We start from the raw sequence: 25,052 nt of genomic DNA on the forward strand, positions 1-25,052 counted from the left end.
GCGGGCGATATGAGGAGGCGAGCACCCCTCCGGCCCCCTAGGCTGGGAAGGTGACAGATCGCATCGAGGCAGCCGCGGCTGAACTGCGTCCCCTGCTCCAAAACTTCATCCTCTGGGCGCGTGAGAACGCACCCGGCAGCGATTCCAACCTGGTCGGCTCCGTCGCTCTGTGGCACCGCCTGATCGCCTCCGACGACGTCGGCCGGTGGAAGCAGTCCGACCTGCGTACGGTGCTCCTCGATCGGATGCCACAGGTCGTCGAGGACCCTGACGCCGCCGCCGACGGCATGGTGCCCGCGATCCGCGCCTACCTGACCTTCCTGTCGGAGTCCGACCGCCTGGCCAAGGGCTCCGCCTCGCTCGACGACCTGCTCTCCGAGCTCGACCGCCTCGAAGACGACTTCGTCGACGCGATGGAGGACCTCGTCGTCGAGGAGGACGAGGACGAGGACGGGGAGTACGACGAGGAGGAGTCCGAGGGGCTCGGCGACTTCGAGCCGTTCGCCGACGAGCTCTCCGAGCTGCCGACGATCAGGCTCCGCCCGGACAGCGAGCTGGCCTCGGCCACCCGCAGGACGACCCTGATCGCCAAGGCCCGCGACCTCGCGGTCTGGGTCGGCTCCGAGCGCCGGGTGGGCGAGACGAGCCTGCTCGACGACACCGAGATCGTCGAGGCCCTGGCGGTCCTGGGGCTCCCCGTCCCGGAGAAGGGCGGCGCGTCGCTGGCCGACTCCGTCCCCGCGCTCTGGAACATCTGGAACCTCGCGATCGACCTCGACTTCCTCCAGCCCGAGGGGGAGGACACCGTCAGTGTCGACGCCGACACCGCCGAGTGGCCCTTCGAGGAGGACGACGACGCCCTCGACGCGTGGATGGCGGGCCTGCACTCCATCGACTACGGCGACCCCGAGCTGGCGGACGAGGAGGCCACGATCGCCCTGTCCGGGCTGACCAGGGCGCTGCTGGTCCGGGTGCTGCTGGCGACGGGCTCGAAGCCGCTGGCCGAGCTGCGCACCGAGCTGGCCGAGGCCGCCGCCGAGTACGACGACCTGGGCGCCGAGGCCTGGACCGCCGCCACCGCGCAGTACGGCGACCCGCTCAACCCGGTGCTCGACTGGCTGACCGGGTACGGCATGGTCGAGGTCGAGCACGACCAGGTGCGGCTGACGCCGCTCGGCATGGAGGGCGTGGTCCATCTCGTGGACGACGCCGACATCGAGCTGGACGCCCGGCCCGCCATCGACGCGATGACGGCCCTCGACCTGCTCTCCTTCGGCGCCGAGCTTCCCGAGGAGGAGGCGGACGCCGAGTTCGCGGCCTGGATGGAGCTGCGCGCCCCCGAGCAGGCCGCCAGGGACCTGCTGGAGGCCGCCGCCGAGGACGACGCGGACGCGCTGATCAGGGTCCAGGCGGCCAGCATGGTCGGCTCGCTCGGCGACGTGGCCGTGCCCGCGTGGCGGGAGGCCCTCGACGAGCCGTCCCTGCGCCCGTACGCGGCCACCCACCTGGCCCAGCTGGGCGTCGAGGACGCTCCCACGCCCACCCAGGCCGACACCCACTGGCTGATCCTCGACATGCTGACCATCTCCGCCGGTCTCGGCCGCCCGGAGTTCGTCAGCAGCCTCGACGACATCGGCAACGTACCGAATCTGGTCAGCCTGCTCGAAGTGATCTGGAAGGTGCGGCACCCGCACCTTGAGGAGCTGCTGGAGGCGATCGGCAAGGCCCACCCGGACAAGCAGGTGGGCAAGGCCGCCAAGCGGGCCCTGTTCAAGGCCCGCTCGGGACAGAACTAGCCGCCCCCGTCCCCCCGGAGCCCGTCGGCTTCGGGGGGACGGGGGATCAGCGCATCGAGAAGACGGCGCAGGTCGTGGTGGCGTGGGCGTACAGCCTGCCGTCGCCCTCGCCGGTGATCCGCGCCTCCGAGGTCGCGACGGTCCGGCCGACGTGCAGGGTCCTCGCCTCGCAGCGCAGCGGCCCGGTGCCCGTGTAGACCGGGCGGACCATGTTCACCCCGAGCTGGACGGTCGTGTACGTCTTGCCGGGCGGCAGCTCGCTCATGACCGCGCACCCGAGGGCCGAGTCGAGCAGGGTGGCGAGATAGCCGCCGTGCACGCTTCCGAGCGGGTTGTAGAGGTGCTCGCCGGTCTCCCCCACGAAGACCGCCAGGCCGCGCTCGACGTGGGTTATCCGGAAGCCGAGCGTGCTCGCGATCGGCGGCGGGGGGATGCGGCCGTCGACCAGCCTCTCCAGGAATTCCAGCCCCGACAGCTCCGCCACGTCGGCGGGGAGTGTCGACGGCGCCCACGAGTGGGTCCGTGAGATCGTCGGTTCCTGCTGAGCCGGGGGCGTCGTCGGCATGGGCTCCACCATCGCGAGGGGGTCGTACCTGGGTACGGATTACGTACCCTGCACATTATGGGACAGGCGGCCCGCGGTGTGCCTCCTGAGGCCCCTCGGGCCCCAGGCAGGGGAAGCCTCGGGTCAGGATCCGGGGCAGGGGAATTTCGAGAAATCCGGAAATGCAGAAACCCCGGAAGCGGTTGCTTCCGGGGTTCGCGGTGTAGCCCCGACCGGATTCGAACCGGCGCTACCGCCTTGAGAGGGCGGCGTCCTAGGCCACTAGACGACGGAGCCTTGCGAAAGACAGTGGTAGTCCCGACCGGATTCGAACCGGCGCTACCGCCTTGAGAGGGCGGCGTCCTGGGCCACTAGACGACGGGACCCTACACACTGTCATCAGACTCGGAGGGGACCGAATCTGCGGCGTCTTCCAGAGAAGACGCAGCTGGGGTACCAGGACTCGAACCTAGAACAACTGAACCAGAATCAGCCGTGTTGCCAATTACACCATACCCCACCGCGCTGGACCCCCTTGCGGGACTCGCTGGCGACTCCGAAAGAATAGCCCAGGTTGGGGGTCAAGACCAAAACGATTGCCGTAGGCCGAATCGCGGTATCACCGGGCTGCCGCCACGAAGGTCCACCCTGTAACGCCGCCGGAGAGATCCGGCCGCATGTGAGGAGTTTCCGCCTTGACCGACAACCCGTTCTTCACCCCCAGCGAGCTGCCCTACGGGTTGCCGCCGTTCGCCCAGGTCAGGGAGGAGCACTACCTTCCCGCCTTCGAGCGCGGCATGGCCGACCAGCTGCGTGAGGTACGGGAGATCACCGAGAGCCCGGAGCCCCCGACGTTCGCCAACACGATCGAGGCCCTGGAGCGGTCGGGACGGATCCTCCACCGAACCGTGACCGTTTTCTTCAGCGTCTCCGCCTCCGACGCGACCGACGGCATCCGGGAGATCGAGACCGGCATCTCCCCCAGGCTGACCCAGCACGCCGACTCCATCCGCCTGGACCGCGCCCTGTACGCCCGGATCAAACAGGTGACCACCGACGACGCCGAGGAGGCGTGGCTGCTGGAGAAGTACCGCGTCGACTTCGTCAGGGCCGGAGCCGACCTGTCCGAGAGCGACCAGGAGCGTCTCAGGGAGCTCAACGAGGAGCTGACCAGGCTCTCCACGACCTTCTCCCAGAACCTGCTCACGGCCTCCACGGACTCCGCGCTGGTCGTCGAGGACGCCGGGCTGCTGGACGGGCTCTCCGAGAGCGCGATCAAGGCGATCGAGAAGGACGGCTCGTACGTCCTGGCGCTGTTCAACCACACCAACCACCCCGCCCTCGCGGAGCTGACCGACAGGGAGACCCGCAGGAGGCTCTACGAGCTGTCCACGGGCCGGGCTCCGGAGAACTTCGAGCTGGCGGCCAGGATGACGGCGCTCCGCGCCGAGCGGGCGGCGCTGCTCGGCTATCCCAGCCACGCCGCCTACTCCGTCGCCGACCAGACGGCCAAGACCACCGAGGCCGTCGAGGAGATGCTCGGCAAGCTGGTGGGCCCGGCGGTGGCCAACGCCCGCCGGGAGGCCGAGGCGCTGAGCGAGCAGGCCGGTTTCCCCATCGAGCCGTGGGACTGGTCCTTCTACGCGGAGCGGGTGCGCAAGGCCCGCTACGACTTCGACGGCGCCGACCTGCGCCCGTACTTCGAGCTGGACCGGGTGCTGCGCGACGGCGTCTTCCACGCGGCGGGCGAGCTGTACGGGATCGTCTTCTCCGAGCGGGACGACCTGGCCGGGTACCATCCGGACGTGCGGGCCTTCGAGGTGTTCGACGCCGACGGCTCGCCGCTCGGCCTGTTCCTGTTCGACCCGTACGCCCGGCCCACCAAGCGCGGCGGCGCCTGGATGAACAACCTGGTCGACCAGTCGCACCTGTTCGACGAGCGGCCCGTGGTGATGAACAACCTCAACATCACCAAGCCCGCCGAGGGGCCGACGCTGCTCACGTTCGACGAGGTCAACACCGCTTTCCACGAGTTCGGCCACGCGCTGCACGGCCTGTTCTCCGACGTGCGCTTCCCCCGGCTCTCCGGTACGGCGGTGCCGCGCGACTTCGTGGAGTACCCCTCGCAGGTCAACGAGATGTGGGCCACCTGGCCGTCGATCCTCGCCAACTTCGCCAGGCACCACGAGACCGGCGAGCCCGTGCCCGCGGAGCTCCTGGAGAAGATGAGGGCCGCCGAGAAGTTCAACCAGGGCTTCGCGACCGTCGAGTACCTCGCGGCGGCGCTGCTCGACTGGTCCTGGCACAAGCTGGCGGCGGGCGAGACCGTCGAGGACGCCGAGGCGTTCGAGAAGGCGGCCCTGGAGCGCGCCGGGATCGCCTTCGAGCTGGTCCGCCCCCGCTACCGGACCAACTATTTCGCCCACATCTTCTTCAGCGGGGTGGGCGGCTACAGCGCGGGCTACTACTCCTACATCTGGAGTGAGGTGCTCGACGCCGAGAGCGTCGACTGGTTCCGGGAGAACGGCGGCCTCGTACGCGGGAACGGCGACCACTTCCGCTCCACCCTGCTGTCGGTCGGTGGCTCGCGGGACGTGATGGACGCCTTCCGCGACTTCCGGGGGCGCGACCCGCGCATCGAGCCCCTGCTGAAGCGCCGGGGACTGCAGGCGTAGCCCCCGCCCGCGTGGCCCTTCGTCCATCGCCGGGGTGTGGTTTCCCGCACCCCGGCGATGGGCGCAGGGCCAATGCGCGTGGCGGGCGCGGCGGGCATCGTAAAGGTCATGAAACGACCACGGAACAGGATCGGCTCCGCGCTCGTCGCCGGTCTGGCGGGGGCCCTGTTGCTGGGGACCGCGGACCCGGCCGCGGCCGGGCGGGAAGATCACGGCACCCGGGGAGCCGCCACCTCGGCCACCACCGGGAGGGACACGACGGTCCGTACCGACGCCGGGTGGGTGCGGGGCACGCGGGCCGGAGACCACCGGCTCTTCCAGGGCATCCCGTACGCCGCGCCGCCGGTCGGGGAGCTGCGCTGGCGGTCGCCGCGGGCCGTCGCCCCGTGGCAGGGGGTGCGCGAGGCCACCGCGCCCGGCAACCGGTGCGCGCAGACCGCCGACGTCTGGGGGCTGCCGGGAAGCGAGGCGGAGGACTGCCTCTACCTCAACGTGACCACCCCCTCCCGGAGCGGCGGGAACCGCCCCAGGCCGGTCGTGGTGTGGCTGCACGGCGGGAGCTTCACGAAGGGGGCGGGCAGCGACTACGACGCCCGCAGGCTGGCCGTGCGGGGCGACGTCGTGGTCGTGACGGTCAACTACCGGCTGGGGATCTTCGGGTTCTTCGGGTATCCGGGGCTTGAGAACTCGGGGGCGCTGGGGATCGAGGACCAGCAGGCGGCCCTGCGCTGGGTGCGGCGCAACGCGGCGGCGTTCGGCGGCGACCCGCGCAACGTCACCCTGGCCGGTGAGTCCGCGGGGTCGCACGCGGTGTGCGCGCAGCTCACCTCCCCCTCTGCGGCGGGGCTGTTCCACCGGGTGATCGCCCAGAGCACCCCGTGCGGGGCAGGGAGCTTCGAGGGCACCTCGCTGAAGCCGGTCATGAACATCCCCCTCTGGCTGCCCAGCGCCTACCACGAGGGCCACGGGCAGGGCGTGGCCGCCAAGCTGGGGTGCACCGACCCGGCGACCGCGCTCGCCTGCCTGCGGGGCAGGCCGGTGGCCGACCTGCTCGCCCAGGAGCCCCTCCCGCTGCCGGGGTACGGCAACGCGGTGCTGCCCGAGGATCCGGCGAAGGTGCTCCAGGAGGGCCGCTTCCACCGGGTGCCGGTGCTGACGGGCATCACCCGGGACGAGGGCACGATGTTCACGTCGCTGATGTTCCCGGCGCCGATGTCGGCGGAGGAGTACGCGCCCGCCGTCACCTCCGTGTTCGGCGCCGCGGGGCCCGAGGTCCTGGCCAGATACCCGCTGGACGCCCACGAGGGCCCGCCCCTCCAGGCGGTGGCGGCCATCATGAGCGACCTGGACTGGGCCTGGCAGGCGCGTGACACCGACCTGCGGTTCGCCCGGCACGTGCCGACCTACTCCTACGAGTTCACCGACCGTACGGCCCCCGTGCTCTTCCCGCTGGGGCATGGGATCAGGCCGCTCGCCTCGCACGGCTCCGAGTTGTCGTTCCTCTTCGGGGTCGGCTGGGAGTCCGCCCCGCTCACCTCCGAGCAGCGGCGGCTCGGGGATGTGATGATCGACTACTGGTCCCGGTTCGCCGCCGTCGGCGACCCGAACCGGCCGGGCCTGCCCTCCTGGAAGCGCGTGCGCCCCGGCGACGGCACCCCGTACGTGCAGGGGCTGGCCCCGGGGCGGGGCGGCGTCGGGCCCTTCGACCGGGCCTCGGCGCACAACCTCGCCTTCTGGGACGGGCTCGCCGGGCGGGGGGCCGGAGGCTCCTGATCTTTCTCCCGTGGCTCCGGCCGCCCGGTGACCGTTGATCGAAAGCGAAGGCCCGCCCCCGGTGAGTTCCCGGGGGCGGGCCTTGACGCTTCGTGAGGTCCGGTCAGCCCTGGAGTCTCGCGAGGGCGGCGCGGAGGCGCTCGGCGGAGCGCTCGCGGCCGAGGACCTCGATCGACTCGAACAGCGGCAGGCCCACGGTCCGGCCGGTGACGGCCACGCGCACCGGGGCCTGGGCCTTGCCGAGCTTGAGGCCGTGCTCGGTACCGACCTCCTCCAGGGCGGCCTTCAGCGACTCGGGGTCCATGGCGACCGTCTCCAGGCGGGCGAGATAGCCGGTGAGGATCTCCACGGCGGAGTTCTTCATGGCCTTGTCCCACGACGCCTGGTCGAAGACGGGCTCGTCCAGGAAGAGGAAGTCGACGTTCGCCGTGATCTCGGACAGGACCGCGATGCGGGTCTGGGCGAGCTCGGCGACCTTGGCGAAGGTCGCGCGGTCCCAGCCGGGCTCCAGCCACGGCTCGCAGCGGGCGGCGAACTCCTCCAGGGGCAGCGCCCGGATGTACTCGCCGTTGAACGCGCGGAGCTTCTTCTCGTCGAAGAAGGCCGGAGAGGGGTTGACGTCCTCCAGCTTGAACAGCGGCACCATCTCCGCCCAGGGCATGATCTCCCGGTCGTCGCCGGGGCCCCAGCCGAGCAGCATCAGGTAGTTGACCATCGCCTCGGCCAGGTAGCCCTCGTCGCGGTAGGACTCCAGGGCGACCTTGTCGCGGCGCTTGGACAGCTTCTGGCGCTTCTCGTTCACGATGACCGGCACGTGCGCCCAGGTGGGCGGGGTGACGCCGAGCGCCTCCCAGAGCAGCTGCTGCTTGGGCGTGTTGGACAGGTGCTCCTCGGCCCTGACCACGTGGCTGATCCGCATCTCGACGTCGTCGACGACGTTGGCCAGCACGAACAGCGGGGAGCCGTCGCCGCGCGCGACGACGAAGTCCTCCATCGCGTTGTTGGGGAACTCGACGGTGCCCCGGACCAGGTCCTGGACCACGGTGACGCCCTCGTCGGGGGTACGGAAGCGGACCGCGCCCTCGGTCAGGCCCCGGTCGCGGCAGAAGCCGTCGTAGCCCTGGTGCTCGGAGCCGGTGCGCGCCTTCACCTCGTCGCGGGTGCACGAGCAGTAGTAGGCCCGGCCCTCGGCGACGAGCCCGGCCACGGCCTCGCGGTGCTGCTTCTCGTACGACGACTGGAAGTAGGGGCCCTCGAAGATCGGGTTGTCCTCGTCGATCCCGATCCAGGCGAGCGCCGAGATGATGCCCTCGGTCCATTCTGGCCGGTTGCGGGCGGCGTCGGTGTCCTCGATGCGCAGCACGAACTTTCCACCGGCCTGCTCGGCCAGGGCCCAGTTGAACAGCGCGGAGCGGGCGCCGCCGACATGGAACATGCCGGTCGGCGAGGGGGCGAAACGAACCCTAATCACGGGAGACCACCCGGTTGCTGAGAGTGCCGATTCCTTCGATGAAAACGCTGACCTCGTCGCCGACGGTGAGCGGGCCGACCCCTTCGGGGGTCCCAGTGAGGATGACGTCGCCGGGGATCAGGGTCATGACCGCGCTCACGTGGGCGATCAGCGCGGGGATGTCGTACATGAGCTTGGAGGTGCGCGAGTTCTGCTTGATCTCGCCGTTCACCGACGTGACGATGCCGACGTCGCCCGGGTCGAGCTCGGTCTGGATCCACGGGCCGAGCGGGCAGAAGGTGTCGAAGCCCTTGGCCCGGGTGAACTGGACGTCCTTCTTCTGCAGGTCCCTCGCCGTGACGTCGTTGGCGCAGGTGTAGCCGAAGATGACCTCGTGCGCCCGCTCGCGGGGCACCTCGCGGCAGAGCCTGCCGATCACCACCGCCAGCTCCCCCTCGTAGTCGACCCGCTGGGAGAGCGTCGTCGGGTAGGCGATGGCCTCGCCGGAACCGATCACCGAGGTCGACGGCTTGAGGAAGACCAGCGGCTCGTCGGGGACCTCGCCGCCCATCTCCCGGGCGTGGTCGGCGTAGTTCTTGCCGATCGCGACGACCTTGCTGGGCAGCATGGGCGCGACCAGCCTGACCTGGGAGAGCGAGTATCGCTCGCCGGTGAACTGGATCGGGCCGAACGGGTGGCCGGAGATCCCGGAGATGAACTCCTCCCCCGGGCCCCCCTCGACCACCCCGAACCCGACACCGTCTCCTGTGGAGAACCTCGCTATACGCACACGACAAGGCTAGTCGCGCTCCGGGTCCCGCCGGACCGTGCCCGTGGCTCCCCGTCCTACGGCTCTGGGAAGCTGGGCTGTATATGCCTAAAAATACCTATAAATCCAATTTTATCGATACCACCATGTTTGGTCCAAGAAAAGCTATGTCCTGATTTATGCGTATATGAGGGGTATGACCGCCTCAGAAGCATCGGGGGACCAGAAGGTCTTCCTTCGGGGGAAGGAACGGACGTGACTGAAGCCAGCACGGTGAACAGGCCCAAGGGCGACGAGGCCACGGTGCCCCGGGCACGCACCGACAGTCCCGGATCCCAGAGTGGCCTGGTCACCTCAAAGGGGACCACCACCATCGACAGCGGGGTCGTATCGAAGATCGCGGGCCTCGCCGCCAGGGAGATCCCTGGTGTGTACAACATGGGCGCGGGCACGGCGCGCGCCCTCGGCGCGGTACGCGGCATGGTCGGCGCCGACAAGAGCGCCAACCAGGGCGTATCGGTCGAGGTGGGCGAGCGGCAGGCCGCCGCCGACCTGGAAGTGGTCGTCGAGTACGGGATCGCCATCCCCGACCTCGCCGCCGCCGTACGCCGCAACGTGATCATGGCGGTCGAGCGCATGACCGGCCTTGAGGTCACCGAGGTCAACATCAAGGTCTCCGACGTCCACATGCCCGGCCAGGACAAGGACAGGCCGGAGGACTCGTCCGAGTCGGAGCCTCGCGTCCAGTGAGAGGCCCGGCAGGCGGCGCTACGGGACCGGGCCGCGAGCCGGAGGACCCGGGCCGCGAGATCATCACGCCTCCGGCACCGGCGGACCCCGGCCGCGAAACGCCCGCGCCCACGCGCCCCAGGGACCCCGGCGGCGAGACGACCGCGCCCGCCGAGCACAAGGAACCCGGCCGCGAGACGCCCGCCGAGCACAGGGAGCCCGGCCGCGAGGCGAACAGCCCCGCGCGGCACAGGGAGCCCGGCGGCGAGACGCCCGCGCGAGGACCGGAGGAGCCCGCCCGCAAACCGGCCGTCCCGACACCGGCGACGGCCATACCCGCGCACAGGCCTGAGGATCCGTCCCGCAGACCGGCCGCCGTACCCCGGCAGAAGGCCGCGCCCACGCGCAGGCCGGAGGATCCCGCCCGCAAACCGGCCGGTCAGAGCCGGGAGACGGGCCCGAGCCGGGAGAACCGGGAGACGGTGAGGCCCCCGCGCGAGCCGGAGGACCCGGCCCGCGGGGCCACCCCGGCGGCGCAGGGGCCCGCGCGCGGGACAGGGGGCACGACGGCCGCCCGCCGTGATCCGGAGACGTCGAGCCCGCCGCGCGGGACGGTCGTCGCCGACGAGCCGCGGAGCCCCGCCCGTGAGGCGGCCGGTCTCGTCCACCGGATCGCCGACGCCGTACTGCGCTGCCCCGACGTCGCGGACCTGTCGGGCGGGCCGTTCGGGACCGTGGCGACCTATCTGCCCGGCGAGCGGTTGCCGGGTGTCGCGCTGCGCGAGAGCGAGGTGGAGGTCTCGGTCGTCGTCAGGCTGGGGCGCCCGCTGCCGGAGATCGCCGACGAAGTGCGAGCGGCGGTCGCCCCGATGGTGGGCGACCGGCCGGTCAACGTCCATATCGGAGGGTTGAGATGAGTAATTTCCCAGTGTGGTCCGTGGTCGGCACGGTCGTCGGTGTCCTTCTGGGCTTCGCCGCGGCCTTCGGCGGCCTCGGCGCGTTCCTGCTGGTGCTCGTACTGGGCGCCATCGGATTCCTCGTCGGCCGCTTCGCGGAGACCGGGGAGGTCGACCTGTCCCGGCTGGCGGCGAGACGGCGATGAACACTCCCGTCGAACACCGTCCCCCGTCCTCGGGGACGGCCTCGGATCCGGACCCCCCGCCCACGCGGCGGGAGGGCTCCGTTCCCGTGGAGACCGGGCGGTCCGGGCCGCCCGCCGTACCCGCCCAGCCTTCATGGCGGGGCGTACCGGCCGAGCGACGCGGCCGGACCGACATATCCGACCGGGTGGTGTCGCGCATCGCGGCCCGCGCGGCCGGCGAGGTGGCACGGGTACGGGAGGTCGGCGAGCGGGGGCCGCTGTCCTTTCGCGGCGGCACCCGCGCCACCCTCGACGGTGAGCTCGCGACGCTCCGGCTGGACGTGACGGTGGAGTACCCGGCCCCGATCCGTGAGGTGGCCGAGCAGGTCAGACACCACGTCGCCCAGCGGGTCATGGCCCTGACCGGCAAGGACGTCGGCTACATCGACGTCGCCGTCACCAGCGTGGCCCCCGCCCGTGGCGACCGTGAGACCTCGCGGGCCCGGAACGCCGTACCGGCCGGAGAGAACCCGGCGGAGAGCCCGGTGAGGGATCCGGTGGAGGGCTCGCCGGAGAACCCGGCGCGGGGCACCGGGCAGGCCGGTGCCGGGACCCCGGAACGGTCCGCGGCGCCCGTCGACGATCCCGACAGCCCCACCGAGGACATCGTCCCGCTACGTGAGGAGCGATGATGGCCAGAAAGGTACCCGACCCGGCCGAGCCGGTCCCCGGAGCCGGAGCGGAACCGACCCGTGAGATGACACCCCCGCCCCGCGCGGAGACGGCGGAACCGCCCGCGTACGGCACGTACGGCACCTCGGAACCGGCCGTGCCGACGTACGGCACCGGGGAGACGTACGGCACGGGAGAACCGGCGGCGCCGCCGATGTACGGCACGGTGACGAAGGACGCCTCCGCGGATCGCGCGGCGATCAGGGCGTTCCGCCCGCGCCGGGTGGTCCCCTCGGTCGTCACGGCCATCGTGATGACCGTGATCGGCCTCCTCCTCGCGCTGGAGGTCATCTCCGCGCTGCTGGGCCGCCCGCTCCGCCTGGTGCCGTACGACCGGATCCTGTCCTGGGCGACGTCGACACCGTGGAGCGACCCTCGGGTGATGGCGGGCGCGGGCCTGGCCGGGTTGCTCGGCCTGCTGCTGGCGCTGCTGGCGCTCGTACCGGGGCGGCCCACGCTGATCCCGGTGCGGACCGGGGACAAGGACCTGGCCATCGGCATGCAGCGCCGGGGCTTCACCCGGTCGCTGGCCCACGCGGCCGAGCAGGTGCAGGGAGTCGAGCGCGCCCGGGTACGGCTGCGGGGGAAGGCCGTGCACGTCGCGGCCGACAGCGGCATGCGGGACACCCGTGGGCTGGCCAACGCCGTACAGGAGGCCGTGAACCTGCGGATCGTCGCGCTCTCCCCCGTCTGGAAGTATCCCGTCCGCGTGCACCTGCGAGAGAAGTGAGCGCCATGAACGACAAGACCGCCCGGGGCAACCGGCTGGGGTTGCTGATCGTGGGACTGGCCCTGATGGTCCTCAGCGCCCTGACGATCGCACGCGGCTCGGGGGCGTTCCCGCGGGTGCCCGCGCGCAGCCCGCTCGTGGACGGCTCGGTACGCCAGCCGTTCGCCACCTACAACCCGTGGCTGTGGCTGGTGATCGCGGCGGCGGGAATCGTGCTCGCGCTGTTCGGCCTGCGCTGGCTGCTGGCCCAGGGACGCCGCGAGAGGCTGGGCGGCATGCGCCTGGACAGCGGCCCCGCCGGGGTCACCGAGGTCGACACGGGCAGCGTGACCGACGCGGCGGCGGCCGAGGCGGGCACGCACCCCGCGATCATCAACGCCACCGCCGCGATGGTCGGCACGAGCGCGCACCCGTCCGTACGGATGCGGGTGGTGGTCGCCGAGGACGCGCCGATGAGCGCGGTCCGCGAGCAGCTGGGCGGGGTGGTCATCCCGCACATGCGCCAGGCCCTGGAGACCGAGCGCATGCCCGCCGTCGCCCGGGTGAGCCTGGAGGACGCGCCGCGCCGCCCGAGGACCGTCGCCTGACCCGCGTGACGAAGCGCCGATCATAGAGTGATCAGGGAAACCAACGCTTCGAGGAGACGATGTGCCTTCGGTCGTGAAGATAAACGTGCTGACGGTGTCCGAGGACATGCGCGAGGAGCTGGAACGCCGCTTCTCCGGGCGGGCGGGGATCGTCGAGTCCGCGGACGGGTTCGAGTGGTTCGAGCTGCTCCGCCCCGTGGACGGCGGCGACCGGTATCTGGTCTACACCCGCTGGCGCTCCGAGGAGGACTTCAAGCGCTGGACCGAGAGCCAGGCCTTCCAGCGGGGCCACGCCCAGGCTGCCGCCGAGGCCGGGCAGGGACACGGGCACGGCAACGCCCACAGCGCGGCCCAGGGCCACGGGCACGGCCAGGAGTCCCAGGGCGCGGGCCCGGCGGGTCCGTCCCAGGGACACGGCCACGGGCAGGGACCCGCCGCCGCCGGGGCCGAGCTGTGGTCCTTCGAGGTCGTCCAGAGCACCGGCCCCGCACCGGGAGCCTGACCCGCGAGGAGCCTGACCCGCGAGGAAAGGGCTCCGCGAGAGAAGGGCCGGTCCGGCGAGGGGTTCGACCCCGCGACGAGAGACCGGCCCGGCGTGAGGCCCTCAGCGGTCCAGGGGGTTGGCGGCGATGCGCTCGGCGACCCCCGCGCGGACGAACCGCCCGGCCAGGCTGTCCGGCTTGCGCGTGGCCTGGTCGACGAAGCACGCGGTGAACTCCGGGCCGATCCCCAGCCGGGGGTAGCGCTCCAGCACCTCGGCACGGAACTCAGCGGGGAAGTCCTCCGACCCCCGCCCGGAGATGTCGAGCCCGGTGGACAGTTCGAGGAGGTACCCCTCGGGGTCCTGGCCGGGGTCGACCTTGTCCCACATGTGGCGTACGACGATCTCCGACGCGCGCACGCGGCGCTCCACGGGCCATCCGGCCCCGGCGGCGAAGACCCACGCGACGTGACCGCCCGCCTCCTCGAACGGCACGGTGTGGCTGTCGAACTCCTTGACCAGACCGAGGTCGTGCATCATCGACGCGACGTACAGCAGCTCGTCGTCGAAGACGACGCCGTTCGTCGCACCGTGGGCCGCCGCCCACAGGTAGGCGCGGACGGAGTGGTTGAGCAGGGCGGGCGAGCAGTAGGCGGTCGCCACCTCCAGCGCGCCACGGGCGGCCGGTGTACCGGGAATGACGATGTCGGCGAGTCTCATGCACCCAGCCTGCCGAAGCGCGACGGCGCCCGCGAGTGGCCGGAGGGACATCGATCAATGAAATCGCGCCACGGGACGGACGGGGGCTCGTCGGCGTACCGCGAGGACGGAGAGCGGCTCGGACGCTGTGGCCCCCGTGAACCAGGTGAACACTGTGAACGCTGTGAGGAAACTGGGAGACCCGCATCTAGTTGCTAACGATGTTCCAGAAGGGACCCACCCAGCTTGACCGGTTTGGTGGGATTCGGACAGCATGATCCGCCCCCCTCGTTCGGCCCGGAAGGAACTGGCGTGCGCCGCCGCACACAAGCACTCGCTCTCTGTGTCACCCTCCTGATGACCTGCGGCTTCACAGCCGGTACAGCGGAGGCGAGGGAGGCGAAACGCACCGCCGAGTGCCAGGGCGACTGGCTGCCCGCCACCCCGACGGCGGCGAACATCATGAACGGCGAGGTCGACTTCCTCGATCTGGACCCGGTGAAGGTCGGCAAGGACGTCGACTGGCGTACCGACCCCTACCGGAACCGCTCGTGGAGCATGGTCTTCCACTCGCTGCGCTGGATGGGCCGTCTCGTCGCCGACTACGAGACGAACGGCAACGAGGCGTACCTGACGAGGGCCGTCGAGATCGCGAAGGACTGGGTGGCCGACAACCCCCGTGGCGGCGCGGGGACCAGCCAGTACGCCTGGCAGGAGCACCCGATCGCGCTGCGCGCCCCCGCGCTGGTCTGCCTCAGCAAGCACGTCAGCGGGTCGTGGCTCTCCGGCAGCCTGGCCGAGCACGCGAAGATGCTCTCCGACCCGAGGCTGTACGAGAAGGGCCACAACCACGGTATCGACCAGGACATCGCGCTGCTCGGCATCGGCTGCCGCTACGGCCGCGACCAGTGGTCCAGCCTCGCGATCAGGCGGCTCACCGAGACCGTGAAGCTCGACGTCGACTCCCAGGGAGTGCTGCGCGAGCAGGCCCCGCGTTACGCGATCTACGTCTACGACCGCCTGAAGGTCGCGATGGACAACATCAGGTCCTGCAAGCGGAAGGTGCCCGGCGACATCTCCCGGCGCTGGGAGTCGCTGGAGGACTTCATCTCCCACTCCACCCAGCCCGACGGGTTCATGGTCCCGATCGGCGACGGCGGCGCGGACGTGCGGCCGGTCGGCTACAGCCACCCGAAGCAGACCGTACGGGTCTTCGGCGGCGGCTACGTCTACGGGCGCACCGCCTGGAACAAGCCGGAGTCGGCGTTCTACTCCATCCGCTTCGGGCCCGGCGTGAAGTACCACGGCCACGAGGACCACCTGGGCGTGACCTACTACGCCCAGGGCCGTGACGTCCTGGTCGACGCCGGATTCGACTCGTACGAGAACAGCGGCTACCGCGACTGGACGATGTCCCCCGAGGCACACAACACGTCGATGGTCGCCTGGGCGAAGTTCCGCGGCAAAACCGCCACCGCGCTGAGCAAATCCTCGATCGGGGCGGACCGGCAGAGCTACCGGCTGACCGACAGGGCCTACGGCGTGCCCAGGACCCGCTCGGTGCTCGTCAACCACGGCCAGGACGTGATGGCCGTGCTGGACACGGTCCCCAAGGGCTCGAAGGTCCGCAACGTCTGGCACTTCTCCCGCGACCTGTCCACCGTCTCCAGCGGTGGCGGTGGACAGGTCGTGGTGAAGGACAAGGCGGGCTGGCAGGCGACGCTCGTCCAGGTCTCGATGCCGTCCTGCCGTCCGGTCGCCGGGCTGAAGGTGGTCCGCGGCCAGAAGAACCCGTACCAGGGCTGGGTCTCCTCCGCCTACCTGCAGAGACACCCCGCCCCCGCGGTCGTCTCACCGGCCTCCGGCGACGCCGTGCTGACCGTGGTGGTGCCCGGCACCGGCAGGCCGTCGCTCTCCTGCTCCGGCGGCAAGGTCAGCTTGGAGACCTCCGAGGGCCGGGTGAGCTTCCGCGTCAGCGGCGCCAACCTCTCCTGACCTCCCGCCGGTTTCCCGGCGGGGACTCACCGGGTCGCGAAAAGCCCCTCCGGCGGTTTCCCGCCGGGGCTCATGAAAGTACCCCCGGCGATTTCCGTCGGTGCTCGTGAAGGTTCTTCTCCGGGGCCTCTCCCCGGCGATGACGACGCGGGCGGGTGCCTCCCGGCACCCGCCCGCTCACGCCGGGGCTCAGCGTGAGCGGCGGGGACGGATGTCAGGCGGTGTGGCCCGCGCGCAGGAGTCCGTAGGTGACGGCCTGCTCCAGCGCCTGCCAGGAGGCCTCGATGATGTTCTCGTCGACGCCGACCGTGGACCACTCCCCGGCCGCGTCGCTGGAGGTGATCAGCACGCGGGTGACGGCGTCGGTGCCGTGCGTGCCCTCCAGGATCCGTACCTTGAAGTCGATCAGCTCGACCTCCGCCAGCTCGGGGTAGAGCCGCTCCAGCCCCAGCCGTACGGCCCGGTCGAGGGCGTTGACCGGGCCGTTGCCCTCGCCGGTGGCGACGATCCGCTCCCCCTTGGCGTGCAGCTTCACGGTGGCCTCGCTGACGACCTCGCCGCCTCGCGCCCGTTCGACGATCACCCGCCAGGACTCGACCTCGAAGTGGCGCCTGCTCTCGCCCGCGACGGTGTCGCGCAGCAGGAGCTCGAAGGAGGCGTCGGCGGCCTCGAAGGTGTACCCCCTCGACTCCATCTCCTTGACCCGGTTCACCAGCTCCCGCGAGGTGTCGGAGGGCAGCTCGTAGCCCAGCTCGCGGCCCTTGAGCTCGACCGAGGCGCGTCCGGCCATGTCGGAGACGAGCATGCGCATGTCGTTGCCGACCTCGGCGGGGTCGATGTGCTGGTAGAGGTTGGGGTCGACCTTGATCGCGCTGGCGTGCAGCCCGGCCTTGTGCGCGAAGGCGGAGACGCCCACGTAGGGGGCGTGGGAGTTGGGGATGACGTTGGTGACCTCGGTGATCGCGTGGGCGATCCTGGTCATGTCGGCCAGGGCCTCCCTCGGCACGAGGTCGAATCCCCGCTTGAGCTGCAGGTTGGCCACCACGGTGAACAGGTTGGCGTTGCCCGAGCGCTCACCGTAGCCGTTGGCGCAGCCCTGCACGTGGGTGGCTCCGGCCTTGACCGCGGCCAGGGAGTTGGCGACCGCGCACCCGGTGTCGTCGTGGCAGTGGATGCCGATCCTGGCCGACGTCCCGACGGCCGCGTGCACGACCTCGGCCAGCTCGTCGGGGAGCATGCCTCCGTTGGTGTCGCACAGCGCGATGACCGAGGCGCCCGCCTCGGCGGCGGTGCGCAGGACCTCCAGCGCGTAGTCCGGGTTGGATTTGTAGCCGTCGAAGAAGTGTTCGGCGTCGAGGAAGACCCTCTGGCCCTCCGCGCGAAGGTGGGAGACCGTGTCGCGGATCATCGCGAGGTTCTCCTGGAGGGTCGTGCGGAGTGCCAGTTCCACGTGCCGGTCGTGACTCTTGGCGACAAGGGTCACGACCGGCGCGCCGGATTCGCGCAGCGCGGCCACCAACGGGTCGTCGGCTGCCTTCACACCTGCCCGGCGGGTCGCGCCGAACGCGGCGAGCTGCGCGTGCTTCAGGTCGAGCTCTGTTTGAGCGCGCCTGAAGAATTCCGTGTCCTTGGGGTTGGCGCCGGGCCAACCTCCCTCGATGAAGCCGACGCCCAGACCGTCCAGGTGACGCGCGATGGCCAGCTTGTCGGCCACCGTGAGGTTGAGCCCCTCCTGCTGGGCGCCGTCACGGAGAGTCGTGTCGTACACGTGGAAACGATCGTCGGCCATGTCATTCTCCTTCGCGGGTTCGATGATTCGCCGCGCGCTCATCCGGCTTCTGGAAACAAAAATGACCCCTCACGGACGTGAGAGGTCTGCGCGCTGGCGGTGTCCCTTTTCAGCCAGCGCGCCTGCCGATAATGAGCAGACCGTAGAACATGATGCTTCGGAGTCTGCCACACGCCGACACCATCTGACACATCGATCTCAGGATCCGAGACCTGCGGCGCGTCGGCCCGGCCCGGACACGGGCCGGACAAGGCCGGACACGGACCGGCCAGGACCTGGGATCACCCCACGCCGCCGTCCGGCACGGGCGAGAATGGGCTCCATGAAGGCGACCTATCTCGACCCCACCGTGGGGCAGTATCTGCTCGCGCACACCACCCAGCCCGACGACGTCCTCGACGCGCTCGCCGTCGAGACCCGCGAGATGACCGGCGACAGCGCGTCGATGCAGATCTCCCCCGACCAGGGGCGCTTCCTCACCATGATCGCCCAGCTCGGCGGCGCCAGGAACGCGGTGGAGGTGGGCACCTTCACCGGTTACTCCTCCATCTGCCTCGCCCGCGGGCTCGCTCCCGGCGGCGGGCTCACCTGCTTCGACGTGAGCGAGGAGTGGACGGCGGTCGCCCGGAGTTACTGGGACAAGGCGCGGGTCGCCGACCGCATCGAGCTGAGGATCGGCCCCGCGGCCGAGCGGCTGCGCGAGCTTCCCGAACACCCGGCCGTCGACCTGGCGTTCATCGACGCCGACAAGGTCAACTATCCCGTCTACTACGAGATCCTCATGTCGCGCCTGGCCCCCGGCGGGGTGATCCTCGTCGACAACACCCTGTGGAGCGGCCACGTCGCCGACCCCACCAGGGACGACGAGACCGTCAGGCACATCCGCGAGTTCAACGACATGGTCAGCGCCGACGAGCGGGTCACCTCGATCATGCTTCCCATCGCCGACGGCCTCACCATGATTCGAAAGCACTGACGAGAACTTTCCCGAATCCCGGGCGGGCGGAAACCTTTCCGATTACTTTAAGCGACATGCCAAACACGTTGCGCCCACCCGCGCGGAGGGAAGGATGACCTCATGGGACTGCTCATGGAGAGATCGACCACCTACCAGATCACCGATCAGGCGGAGCTCGAACGTCTCTACCTGGAGCTCGTCGACCGGTTCGAGAAGCATCGGATCGAGCTCCTCAGCGGCCGGATCGTGGTGAGGGAGATGCCCACGATCGCCCACGCCGATGTCGTCTACCAGTTGATGGCGCAGCTCATACCGTTCGCGATGGAGAAAGGATGGCGTGTCTATCCGGAGGCCAGACTCCTCCTGCAGGTGCAGGCGGACCGCATCGAGCCCGACCTCATCGTCGTTCCCCCCAATCCTCCCCTCTGGGATCCCAGCCACGTGCACGCCAACGCCACGCTGCTGGTCGCCGAGGTCGTCTCCCCGAGCAGCGGTCACGATGACCACGTGGTCAAACCCCGGGCCTGCGCGCTCGCGGGAGTCCCGCTCTACCTGGTCGTCGACACCTTCGCGAACCGGTTCAGGCTGCTCAGCCGTCCAAGCCCGGAGGGATACGCCGACGAGATCACCGAGTCACTGGGCAAGCCCCTTGAGCTTCCCGCGCCCTGGAATCTCACGATCGACACCGGCAAGCTGATCGACGGATAGACCCGCCCGGGAGGAGGCCCGGCCCGGTGGGAAGCCGGGCCTCCTCCACGGAGCCGTCCGGACACGCGGAACCCCGGGACACTGCGGCCGGGCCTCCTCCGTACGAGGTCAGCAGATCTTGTGGACCCAGCCGTGCGGGTCAAGGCGGGTCCCGTACTGGATGCCCACGAGTTCCTCGCGGATCTTCGAGGTGACGGGTCCCTGGGTGCCGTCGCCGATCGTCCAGGCGCGGTCGGCGCCCTTGACCGAGCCGACCGGGGTGACGACCGCGGCGGTGCCGCAGGCGAAGACCTCGGTGAGCTCGCCCGTCTCGCAGCCTCGCTGCCACTCCTCGACCGACAGGCGCCCCTCCTCGGCGTGCAGGCCGAGGTCGGAGGCGAAGGAGAGGATCGAGTCGCGAGTGATGCCGGGCAGGAGCGTGCCGGTGAGCGCCGGGGTCAGCAGGCGGTCGCCGTAGACGAAGAACAGGTTCATCCCGCCCATCTCCTCGACATAGCGGTGCTCGCCCGCGTCGAGCCAGACCACCTGGTCACAGCCCTGCTCCACGGCCTGGCGCTGGGCCACGAAGGCCGCCGCGTAGTTGCCGCCGCACTTGGCGAAGCCGGTGCCGCCGGGGGCCGCGCGGGTGTACTCGGTGGAGAGCCAGACGGCCACGGCCTTCCCTCCCCCGAAGTAGGCCGCCGCCGGAGAGGCGATGACCATGTACCTGTAGGTCCTGGACGGGTAGTTGACGCCGAGCGCCGGCTGTGTGGCGATCATGAAGGGACGCAGGTAGAGGCTGTGCCCCGGGGTGGTCGGCACCCACTCGCGGTCGGTCTGGACGAGCAGCTCCAGCGACTCGACGAACGTCTCCTCGGGCAGCTCGGGCATGGCCATCCGCCGCGCGGAGGTGTTGAAGCGGGCGGCGTTGGCCTCCGGCCGGAAGGTCACGATCGTGCCGTTCTCCTGGCGGTAGGCCTTGAGTCCCTCGAAAAGCTCCTGCGCGTAGTGGAAGACCGACGTCGCGGGGTCGAGGCTGAGCGGGCCGTACGGCACGAGCCTGGCGTCGTGCCAGCCCTCCCCCTCGGTGTAGTCGATCGAGATCATGTGGTCGGTGAAGACCTGACCGAACCCCGGGCTCGCCAGTACCTGCTCGCGCTCTGCCGCGGTGCGAGCGTGGTCGGAGAGCTGCACGTCGAAGCTGAGCTTCTGAGCGGTGGTCATCGCAGGATCCTTCTCTTGGTGTCTGGCTTACCCTCTGGTCCATTCTGCGTCGGACCGGGTAACGGGAAACTACTCCATCCATGCCGAAAACCGGCAGTGCTGGAGAAACAAAAACGCGCCTGGCGGCTCGGGTGAGCCGCCAGGCGCGTCGGGGTCGAGGGAGGCGGCTTCCTCAGCCGGCTACTCGGGCGGTGATGTCGTCGCCGATCTCGTGGGTGGTCCGGCCGGCCCATCCGGCCAGCCGCTCGACCAGGTCGTCGGCGACGGCCTGCTCGACCCTGGCGGCCTCCTGGGCCATGCCGAGGTGGTCGAGGAGCATGGCGACCGACAGGATCGTCGCGGTCGGGTCGGCCTTGCCCTGGCCCGCGATGTCGGGGGCGCTGCCGTGGACCGGCTCGAACATGCTCGGCGCGGTGCGGTCGGGGTTGACGTTGCCGCTGGCCGCCAGGCCGATGCCACCGGCGATCGCCGCGCCGATGTCGGTGAGGATGTCGCCGAAGAGGTTGTCGGTGACGATCACGTCGAAGCGCTCCGGCTGGCTGACGAAGAACATCGAGGCCGCGTCGACGTGGCAGTAGTCGGTCTGGATGTCGGGATACTCCAGGCCGACCCGGTCGAAGGTGCGGGCCCAGAGGTCGCCGGCGTAGGTGAGCACGTTGGTCTTGTGGACCAGCGTCAGCTTCCTGCGGGGGCGGGCGAGCGCCTTGTCGAAGGCGTAGCGCACGACGCGCTCGACGCCGTAGGCGGTGTTCAGCGACTCCTGGGTGGCGATCTCCTGCGGTGTGCCCCGGCGCATGACGCCACCCGCTCCGGCGTACGGGCCCTCGGTGCCCTCGCGGACGACGATCATGTCGATGTCCTCGGGGCGGGCCTTGCCCAGCGGGGTCTGGACGCCGGGGAAGAGCTTGACCGGGCGCAGGTTCACGTAGTGGTCGAGCTGGAAACGGAGCTTGAGCAGCAGGTCGCGCTCCAGGATGCCCGGGGGCACGCTGGGGTCGCCGACCGCGCCGAGCAGGATCGCGTCGTATCCGCGTAGTTCGTCGAGGACCGGGTCCGGCAGGGTCTCACCGGTCTCGTGATAGCGCTTGGCGCCGAGGTCGTAGGTGGTGGTCTCCACCTTCGTGCCGACCGCTTCGAGGACCTTCAGCCCCTCGGTGACGACCTCGACTCCGATTCCGTCCCCGGGGATGACCGCCAGGCGAATGTTACGCGACTCCATGCAGGCACCCTACCGGTCCGTCTCGGTGATCGAACAACGGTCTCACTCCTCGGACGTGTCCGCGCGGCGGCACCCCTGATCGCTTTGTCCTTCTTTGCTCGGTATTGACCGTTTCGGGAGGTTTCGTTATGGTCCTCCCATTCATACCAATGCCTAATCCGTTCGGGCCATCCCCTTACCGGGCCCGTACGGAGCCGGGGAACCACTCTTTCCGGGATCCACCGGGCCCCCGGGAACCCCGCTCCTCCCCCGGAGCGCGTTCCCGCTCGCCATCACGTGGATTCCTTGGGGCGAATCAGCGCGTTCTCGCGCCGTAGGGCGGCCTCCACGCCCGAGCCCGACAGCTCACCCGGCCGGCCTTATGGAAGGAATCATCCTGTCCGGCACAGTTCTCCCCCGCGTCCTGTCCATCTCCGCCTCAATGATCGTCGCCGGTGCCGCGGTGTTCGCGACCTCGCCCGCCGCCCTGGCCGTCTCCCCTCCCCCCGCCCCCGGGCCCGCCGCGCTCAACACCCCCGCGTTGAAGCAGGCCCTGAAGGCCACGGCCGTCAAGCCCGCCTGGCAGAAGGCCGTGAACTGGGCCCTGTCCAAGCGCGGAACGCCCTACGTCTGGGGCGGCACCGGCCACGGCGACGGCGGCTTCGACTGCTCCGGCCTGATGCTCCGCGCCTACGGCGCCGCCGGGATCAAACTGCCCCGCGTCACCTACGACCAGTACGACGCGTTCTCCAAGAAGATCGCCTGGAAGGATCTCAAACCCGGCGACCTGGTCTTCTTCAGCGGCCTCGGCCACGTCGGCATGATCACGAAGCCCGGCTACATGGTCCACGCCCCGCAGACCGGCGACGTGGTCAAGGAGGAGAAACTCGACTCCTGGCGCCGCGACTCCTTCGCCGGCGCGGTGCGCCCCGACCCGCAGGGGGTTCAGCTGGCCAAGCGGGTCGAGCTCGCGACCGAGGTCGTGACCGGCGGATGAGACACGCCGGCGAACCACCCCCGGGAGGTCCTGAGGATCCCGGTGGCGGCGAGAACGGGTTCAGCGGGTGGGAGCACCGCCGTTGTCCCTGCGGTCCAGAGCGGTCTGGAGCGCGTCGATGGCCTCGTCCTCGGTCTCGTCGGGACGGTTCCAGGGATACATGTCGTACATGGCGAATCTCGTCTCGGTCGCATGCGAGCAAGGAAGGTGGTCGAGACTCCGGTCCGGACTCCAACCAGGCCTGATGTCGCGGGTCCGGATCACGGACCGGCGACGGGGGCTTGGGGCCGGCAAGCGCCACGGCACCGCGGCGAGTCGCCGGCCTGCCCCTGTCAGGCCCCGCCGCGGCAGGTAAGAACTACGAGAACCTGGCGCATTTCACTCCAGGTTACCTGGCCGCGGAAACGCCGTCTCGCCCGGCGTACGCACTTCTCACATGTTGAGACGAGCAGTGGCCGTCGCCCCGGCGCGGGGGCGGCGGCCACTGCGGTGGGACGGCTAGTCGGCGAGGTCGACCGAACGGCCGCTGTCGGCGCCGATCTCCGAGCCGATCTGGTCGATCACCTCGGCCGGGATGGCGGTGTCGACGGTGAGCGCGATGAGCGCCTTGCCGCCCTTGGCGTCCCGGGCCACCTGCATCGAGGCGATGTTGATCGAGTGGTCGCCGAGGATGCGGCCGACCACGCCGACGATGCCGGGGCGGTCGGTGTAGGTGAAGAACGACAGGTGGTCGGTCGGCTCGATCTCCATCTGGTAGCCGTTGACCTCGACGATCTTCGTGATCTGCCTCGGCCCGGACAGGGTGCCGGAGACCGAGATCGCGCGGCCGTCGGCGAGGACGCCGCGGACCGTCACGACGTTGCGCCAGTCGGGGCTCTCGGAGCTGGTGATCAGCTCGACCGACACGCCGCGGTCCTTGGCCAGCAGCGGGGCGTTGACGTAGGTGACCGAGTCTTCGACCACGTCGGTGAAGACGCCCTTGAGCGCGGCCAGCTCCAGCACGCGGACGTCGTGGGAGGCGATCTCGCCCCGCACCTCGACGTCGAGCTTGGTGGCGACCTCGCCCGCGAGGGCGGTGAACACCCGGCCGAGCTTCTCGGCCAGCGGCAGGCCCGGCTTGACGTCCTCGGCGACGGCGCCGCCCTGGACGTTGACCGCGTCCGGCACGAACTCACCGGCGAGGGCGAGCTTCACGCTGCGCGCGACCTGGGTGCCGGCCTTCTCCTGGGCCTCGTGGGTGGAGGCGCCCAGGTGCGGGGTGACGACGACCTGGTCGAGCTCGAAGAGCGGGCTGTCGGTGACCGGCTCCTTCGGGAACACGTCGATGCCGGCGCCGGCGACGCGGCCCTCCTTGATCGCGGAGTAGAGGGCGTTCTCGTCGATGATGCCGCCGCGGGCGACGTTGATGAGGCGCACGTTCGGCTTGACCGCGTGCAGCTCCCGCTCGCCGATGAGACCGATGGTCTCCTTGGACTTGGGCAGGTGCACGGTGATGAAGTCGGCCTCGCTCAGGGCCTCCTCCAGCGAGACCAGCCGGACGCCCATCTGCGCGGCGCGGGCCGGCTGCAGGTAGGGGTCGTAGGCGATCAGCTCGACACCGAATGGCTGGAGGCGCTGCGCGACCAGCTGGCCGATCTTGCCGAGGCCGAGGATCGCGACGACCTTCTCGTCGAGCTCCACGCCGGTGTACTTCGAGCGCTTCCACTCGCCGCCCTTGAGCGCGGAGTGCGCCTGGGCGACGTTGCGGGCGGAGGCGAGGATCAGGGCGACGGTGTGCTCGGCGGCGCTGGTGATGTTGGAGGTCGGCGCGTTGACGACCATGACACCGGCCTTGGTGGCGGCCTCCACGTCGACGTTGTCCAGGCCGACGCCCGCGCGGGCGACGACGCGGAGTTTGGGAGCGTTGGCGATCGCCTCCGCGTCGACCTGCGTGGCGCTGCGCACGATGAGCGCGTCCACGTCGGCGAGGGCGGGCAGGAACTGGGCACGGTCGGCGCCGTCGGTGTGGCGGACTTCGAAGTCCGCGCCCAGGACCGCGAGACCGGCCTCGGACAGTTCCTCAGCGACCAGTACGACGGGCTTGTTCACAGGCTGGATCCTTACTAGACGGTGAGGGTGCACGGACCTCACGTAGTCTATCGGCGCTTGTGAACGCGTT

The 25,052-nt window shown here is 70.3% G+C and carries 22 protein-coding genes, 3 tRNA genes and 1 riboswitch; of the genes, 14 read left to right on the forward strand and 11 right to left on the reverse strand.

Annotated elements, in window-relative coordinates:
- Nucleotides 1-50 precede the first annotated feature (50 nt).
- The gene (locus ACW9TB_RS06485; protein ID WP_472747006.1) at nucleotides 51-1,796 is read left to right on the forward strand and encodes a hypothetical protein; all 1,746 of its coding nucleotides are present in this window, start codon (nucleotides 51-53) and stop codon (nucleotides 1,794-1,796) included.
- Between the two features lie 46 nt (nucleotides 1,797-1,842).
- Here the strand turns inward: ACW9TB_RS06485 and ACW9TB_RS06490 are convergent, their stop codons facing one another.
- The 4 genes from ACW9TB_RS06490 to ACW9TB_RS06505 all read right to left on the reverse strand — a co-directional run bounded on the left by ACW9TB_RS06490 (nucleotide 1,843) and on the right by ACW9TB_RS06505 (nucleotide 2,860).
- A complete protein-coding gene (locus tag ACW9TB_RS06490) occupies nucleotides 1,843-2,361 on the reverse strand; it encodes a PaaI family thioesterase (protein WP_472747007.1) in 519 nt (172 codons plus the stop codon).
- Nucleotides 2,362-2,564: 203 nt separating this feature from the next.
- Nucleotides 2,565-2,637, reverse strand: a tRNA-Glu gene (locus ACW9TB_RS06495).
- A 13-nt stretch (nucleotides 2,638-2,650) separates the two neighbouring features.
- A tRNA-Glu gene (locus tag ACW9TB_RS06500) sits at nucleotides 2,651-2,726 on the reverse strand.
- 62 nt (nucleotides 2,727-2,788) lie between these two features.
- A tRNA-Gln gene (locus ACW9TB_RS06505) sits at nucleotides 2,789-2,860 on the reverse strand.
- A gap of 175 nt (nucleotides 2,861-3,035) precedes the next feature.
- Here ACW9TB_RS06505 and ACW9TB_RS06510 point away from each other — a divergent pair.
- Together ACW9TB_RS06510 and ACW9TB_RS06515 are read left to right on the forward strand one after the other, a co-directional pair.
- Nucleotides 3,036-5,015 carry a M3 family metallopeptidase gene (locus ACW9TB_RS06510; protein WP_472747008.1) on the forward strand — a complete coding sequence of 660 codons (1,980 nt, stop codon included), beginning with the start codon at nucleotides 3,036-3,038 and terminating at the stop codon, nucleotides 5,013-5,015.
- A gap of 108 nt (nucleotides 5,016-5,123) precedes the next feature.
- Nucleotides 5,124-6,788, forward strand: coding sequence for a carboxylesterase/lipase family protein (locus ACW9TB_RS06515; protein WP_472747009.1), 1,665 nt, complete (start codon nucleotides 5,124-5,126; stop codon nucleotides 6,786-6,788).
- A gap of 103 nt (nucleotides 6,789-6,891) precedes the next feature.
- On the opposite strand, the gene gltX is transcribed toward ACW9TB_RS06515, so the two are convergent.
- Nucleotides 6,892-8,223 (reverse strand): glutamate--tRNA ligase, encoded by a 1,332-nt coding sequence (gltX, locus tag ACW9TB_RS06520; protein WP_472747113.1) that lies wholly within the window; start codon nucleotides 8,221-8,223, stop codon nucleotides 6,892-6,894.
- A gap of 28 nt (nucleotides 8,224-8,251) precedes the next feature.
- Nucleotides 8,252-9,028, reverse strand: a complete 777-nt coding sequence (locus ACW9TB_RS06525) for a fumarylacetoacetate hydrolase family protein (protein ID WP_472747010.1) — start codon at nucleotides 9,026-9,028, stop codon at nucleotides 8,252-8,254.
- Nucleotides 9,029-9,262: 234 nt separating this feature from the next.
- Here ACW9TB_RS06525 and ACW9TB_RS06530 point away from each other — a divergent pair, with 234 nt between their 5' ends.
- From ACW9TB_RS06530 to ACW9TB_RS06560, 7 genes are all read left to right on the forward strand, one after another.
- Nucleotides 9,263-9,757, forward strand: a complete 495-nt coding sequence (locus ACW9TB_RS06530) for an Asp23/Gls24 family envelope stress response protein (RefSeq protein ID WP_472747011.1) — start codon at nucleotides 9,263-9,265, stop codon at nucleotides 9,755-9,757.
- A complete protein-coding gene (locus tag ACW9TB_RS06535) occupies nucleotides 9,754-10,653 on the forward strand; it encodes a hypothetical protein (protein ID WP_472747012.1) in 900 nt (299 codons plus the stop codon). Before ACW9TB_RS06530 ends, ACW9TB_RS06535 begins: the two co-directional genes overlap by 4 nt.
- Nucleotides 10,650-10,838: a hypothetical protein gene (locus ACW9TB_RS06540; RefSeq protein WP_472747116.1), complete on the forward strand. Its 189-nt coding sequence runs from the start codon at nucleotides 10,650-10,652 to the stop codon at nucleotides 10,836-10,838. Before ACW9TB_RS06535 ends, ACW9TB_RS06540 begins: the two co-directional genes overlap by 4 nt.
- Entirely contained in the window at nucleotides 10,835-11,509 is a 675-nt protein-coding gene (locus ACW9TB_RS06545; RefSeq protein ID WP_472747013.1) for an Asp23/Gls24 family envelope stress response protein, read from the forward strand. The genes ACW9TB_RS06540 and ACW9TB_RS06545 overlap by 4 nt, the downstream gene beginning before the upstream one ends.
- The gene (locus tag ACW9TB_RS06550) at nucleotides 11,509-12,279 is read left to right on the forward strand and encodes a DUF6286 domain-containing protein (protein ID WP_472747014.1); all 771 of its coding nucleotides are present in this window, start codon (nucleotides 11,509-11,511) and stop codon (nucleotides 12,277-12,279) included. The genes ACW9TB_RS06545 and ACW9TB_RS06550 overlap by 1 nt, the downstream gene beginning before the upstream one ends.
- 5 nt (nucleotides 12,280-12,284) lie before the next feature.
- Nucleotides 12,285-12,866 carry an Asp23/Gls24 family envelope stress response protein gene (locus ACW9TB_RS06555; RefSeq protein ID WP_472747015.1) on the forward strand — a complete coding sequence of 194 codons (582 nt, stop codon included), beginning with the start codon at nucleotides 12,285-12,287 and terminating at the stop codon, nucleotides 12,864-12,866.
- A gap of 61 nt (nucleotides 12,867-12,927) precedes the next feature.
- Complete coding sequence (locus ACW9TB_RS06560; RefSeq protein ID WP_472747016.1) at nucleotides 12,928-13,368, forward strand: antibiotic biosynthesis monooxygenase family protein; 441 nt, start codon at nucleotides 12,928-12,930, stop codon at nucleotides 13,366-13,368.
- Nucleotides 13,369-13,470: 102 nt separating this feature from the next.
- Here ACW9TB_RS06560 and ACW9TB_RS06565 read toward each other — a convergent pair whose 3' ends face one another.
- Complete coding sequence (locus ACW9TB_RS06565) at nucleotides 13,471-14,067, reverse strand: HD domain-containing protein (protein ID WP_472747017.1); 597 nt, start codon at nucleotides 14,065-14,067, stop codon at nucleotides 13,471-13,473.
- A 291-nt stretch (nucleotides 14,068-14,358) separates the two neighbouring features.
- Here ACW9TB_RS06565 and ACW9TB_RS06570 point away from each other — a divergent pair, with 291 nt between their 5' ends.
- On the forward strand, nucleotides 14,359-16,041 hold the full coding sequence (locus tag ACW9TB_RS06570) for a heparinase II/III family protein (RefSeq protein WP_472747018.1): 1,683 nt from the start codon (nucleotides 14,359-14,361) through the stop codon (nucleotides 16,039-16,041).
- A gap of 214 nt (nucleotides 16,042-16,255) precedes the next feature.
- On the opposite strand, the gene cimA is transcribed toward ACW9TB_RS06570, so the two are convergent.
- Nucleotides 16,256-17,830, reverse strand: a complete 1,575-nt coding sequence (gene cimA / locus ACW9TB_RS06575) for a citramalate synthase (protein ID WP_472747019.1) — start codon at nucleotides 17,828-17,830, stop codon at nucleotides 16,256-16,258.
- A 322-nt stretch (nucleotides 17,831-18,152) separates the two neighbouring features.
- On the opposite strand from cimA, the gene ACW9TB_RS06580 reads away from it, so the two are divergent.
- Both ACW9TB_RS06580 and ACW9TB_RS06585 read left to right on the forward strand, forming a co-directional pair.
- Nucleotides 18,153-18,806 (forward strand): O-methyltransferase, encoded by a 654-nt coding sequence (locus ACW9TB_RS06580; RefSeq protein ID WP_472747020.1) that lies wholly within the window; start codon nucleotides 18,153-18,155, stop codon nucleotides 18,804-18,806.
- Between the two features lie 102 nt (nucleotides 18,807-18,908).
- Complete coding sequence (locus ACW9TB_RS06585) at nucleotides 18,909-19,496, forward strand: Uma2 family endonuclease (protein WP_472747021.1); 588 nt, start codon at nucleotides 18,909-18,911, stop codon at nucleotides 19,494-19,496.
- Between the two features lie 108 nt (nucleotides 19,497-19,604).
- Here the strand turns inward: ACW9TB_RS06585 and ACW9TB_RS06590 are convergent, their stop codons facing one another.
- Together ACW9TB_RS06590 and ACW9TB_RS06595 are read right to left on the reverse strand one after the other, a co-directional pair.
- On the reverse strand, nucleotides 19,605-20,699 hold the full coding sequence (locus ACW9TB_RS06590; RefSeq protein WP_472747022.1) for a branched-chain amino acid aminotransferase: 1,095 nt from the start codon (nucleotides 20,697-20,699) through the stop codon (nucleotides 19,605-19,607).
- Nucleotides 20,700-20,871: 172 nt separating this feature from the next.
- A complete protein-coding gene (locus ACW9TB_RS06595) occupies nucleotides 20,872-21,918 on the reverse strand; it encodes a 3-isopropylmalate dehydrogenase (RefSeq protein WP_472747023.1) in 1,047 nt (348 codons plus the stop codon).
- Nucleotides 21,919-22,058: 140 nt separating this feature from the next.
- Nucleotides 22,059-22,292, forward strand: a riboswitch (cyclic di-AMP (ydaO/yuaA leader).
- On the opposite strand from ACW9TB_RS06595, the gene ACW9TB_RS06600 reads away from it, so the two are divergent.
- Nucleotides 22,280-22,894, forward strand: a complete 615-nt coding sequence (locus ACW9TB_RS06600; protein ID WP_472747024.1) for a C40 family peptidase — start codon at nucleotides 22,280-22,282, stop codon at nucleotides 22,892-22,894. Its footprint overlaps the riboswitch before it by 13 nt.
- Before the next feature lie 498 nt (nucleotides 22,895-23,392).
- Here ACW9TB_RS06600 and serA read toward each other — a convergent pair whose 3' ends face one another.
- The gene (serA, locus tag ACW9TB_RS06605; protein ID WP_472747025.1) at nucleotides 23,393-24,982 is read right to left on the reverse strand and encodes a phosphoglycerate dehydrogenase; all 1,590 of its coding nucleotides are present in this window, start codon (nucleotides 24,980-24,982) and stop codon (nucleotides 23,393-23,395) included.
- Nucleotides 24,983-25,052 lie beyond the last annotated feature (70 nt).

It is taken from the genome of Streptosporangium sp. H13245 (genome assembly GCF_055690525.1).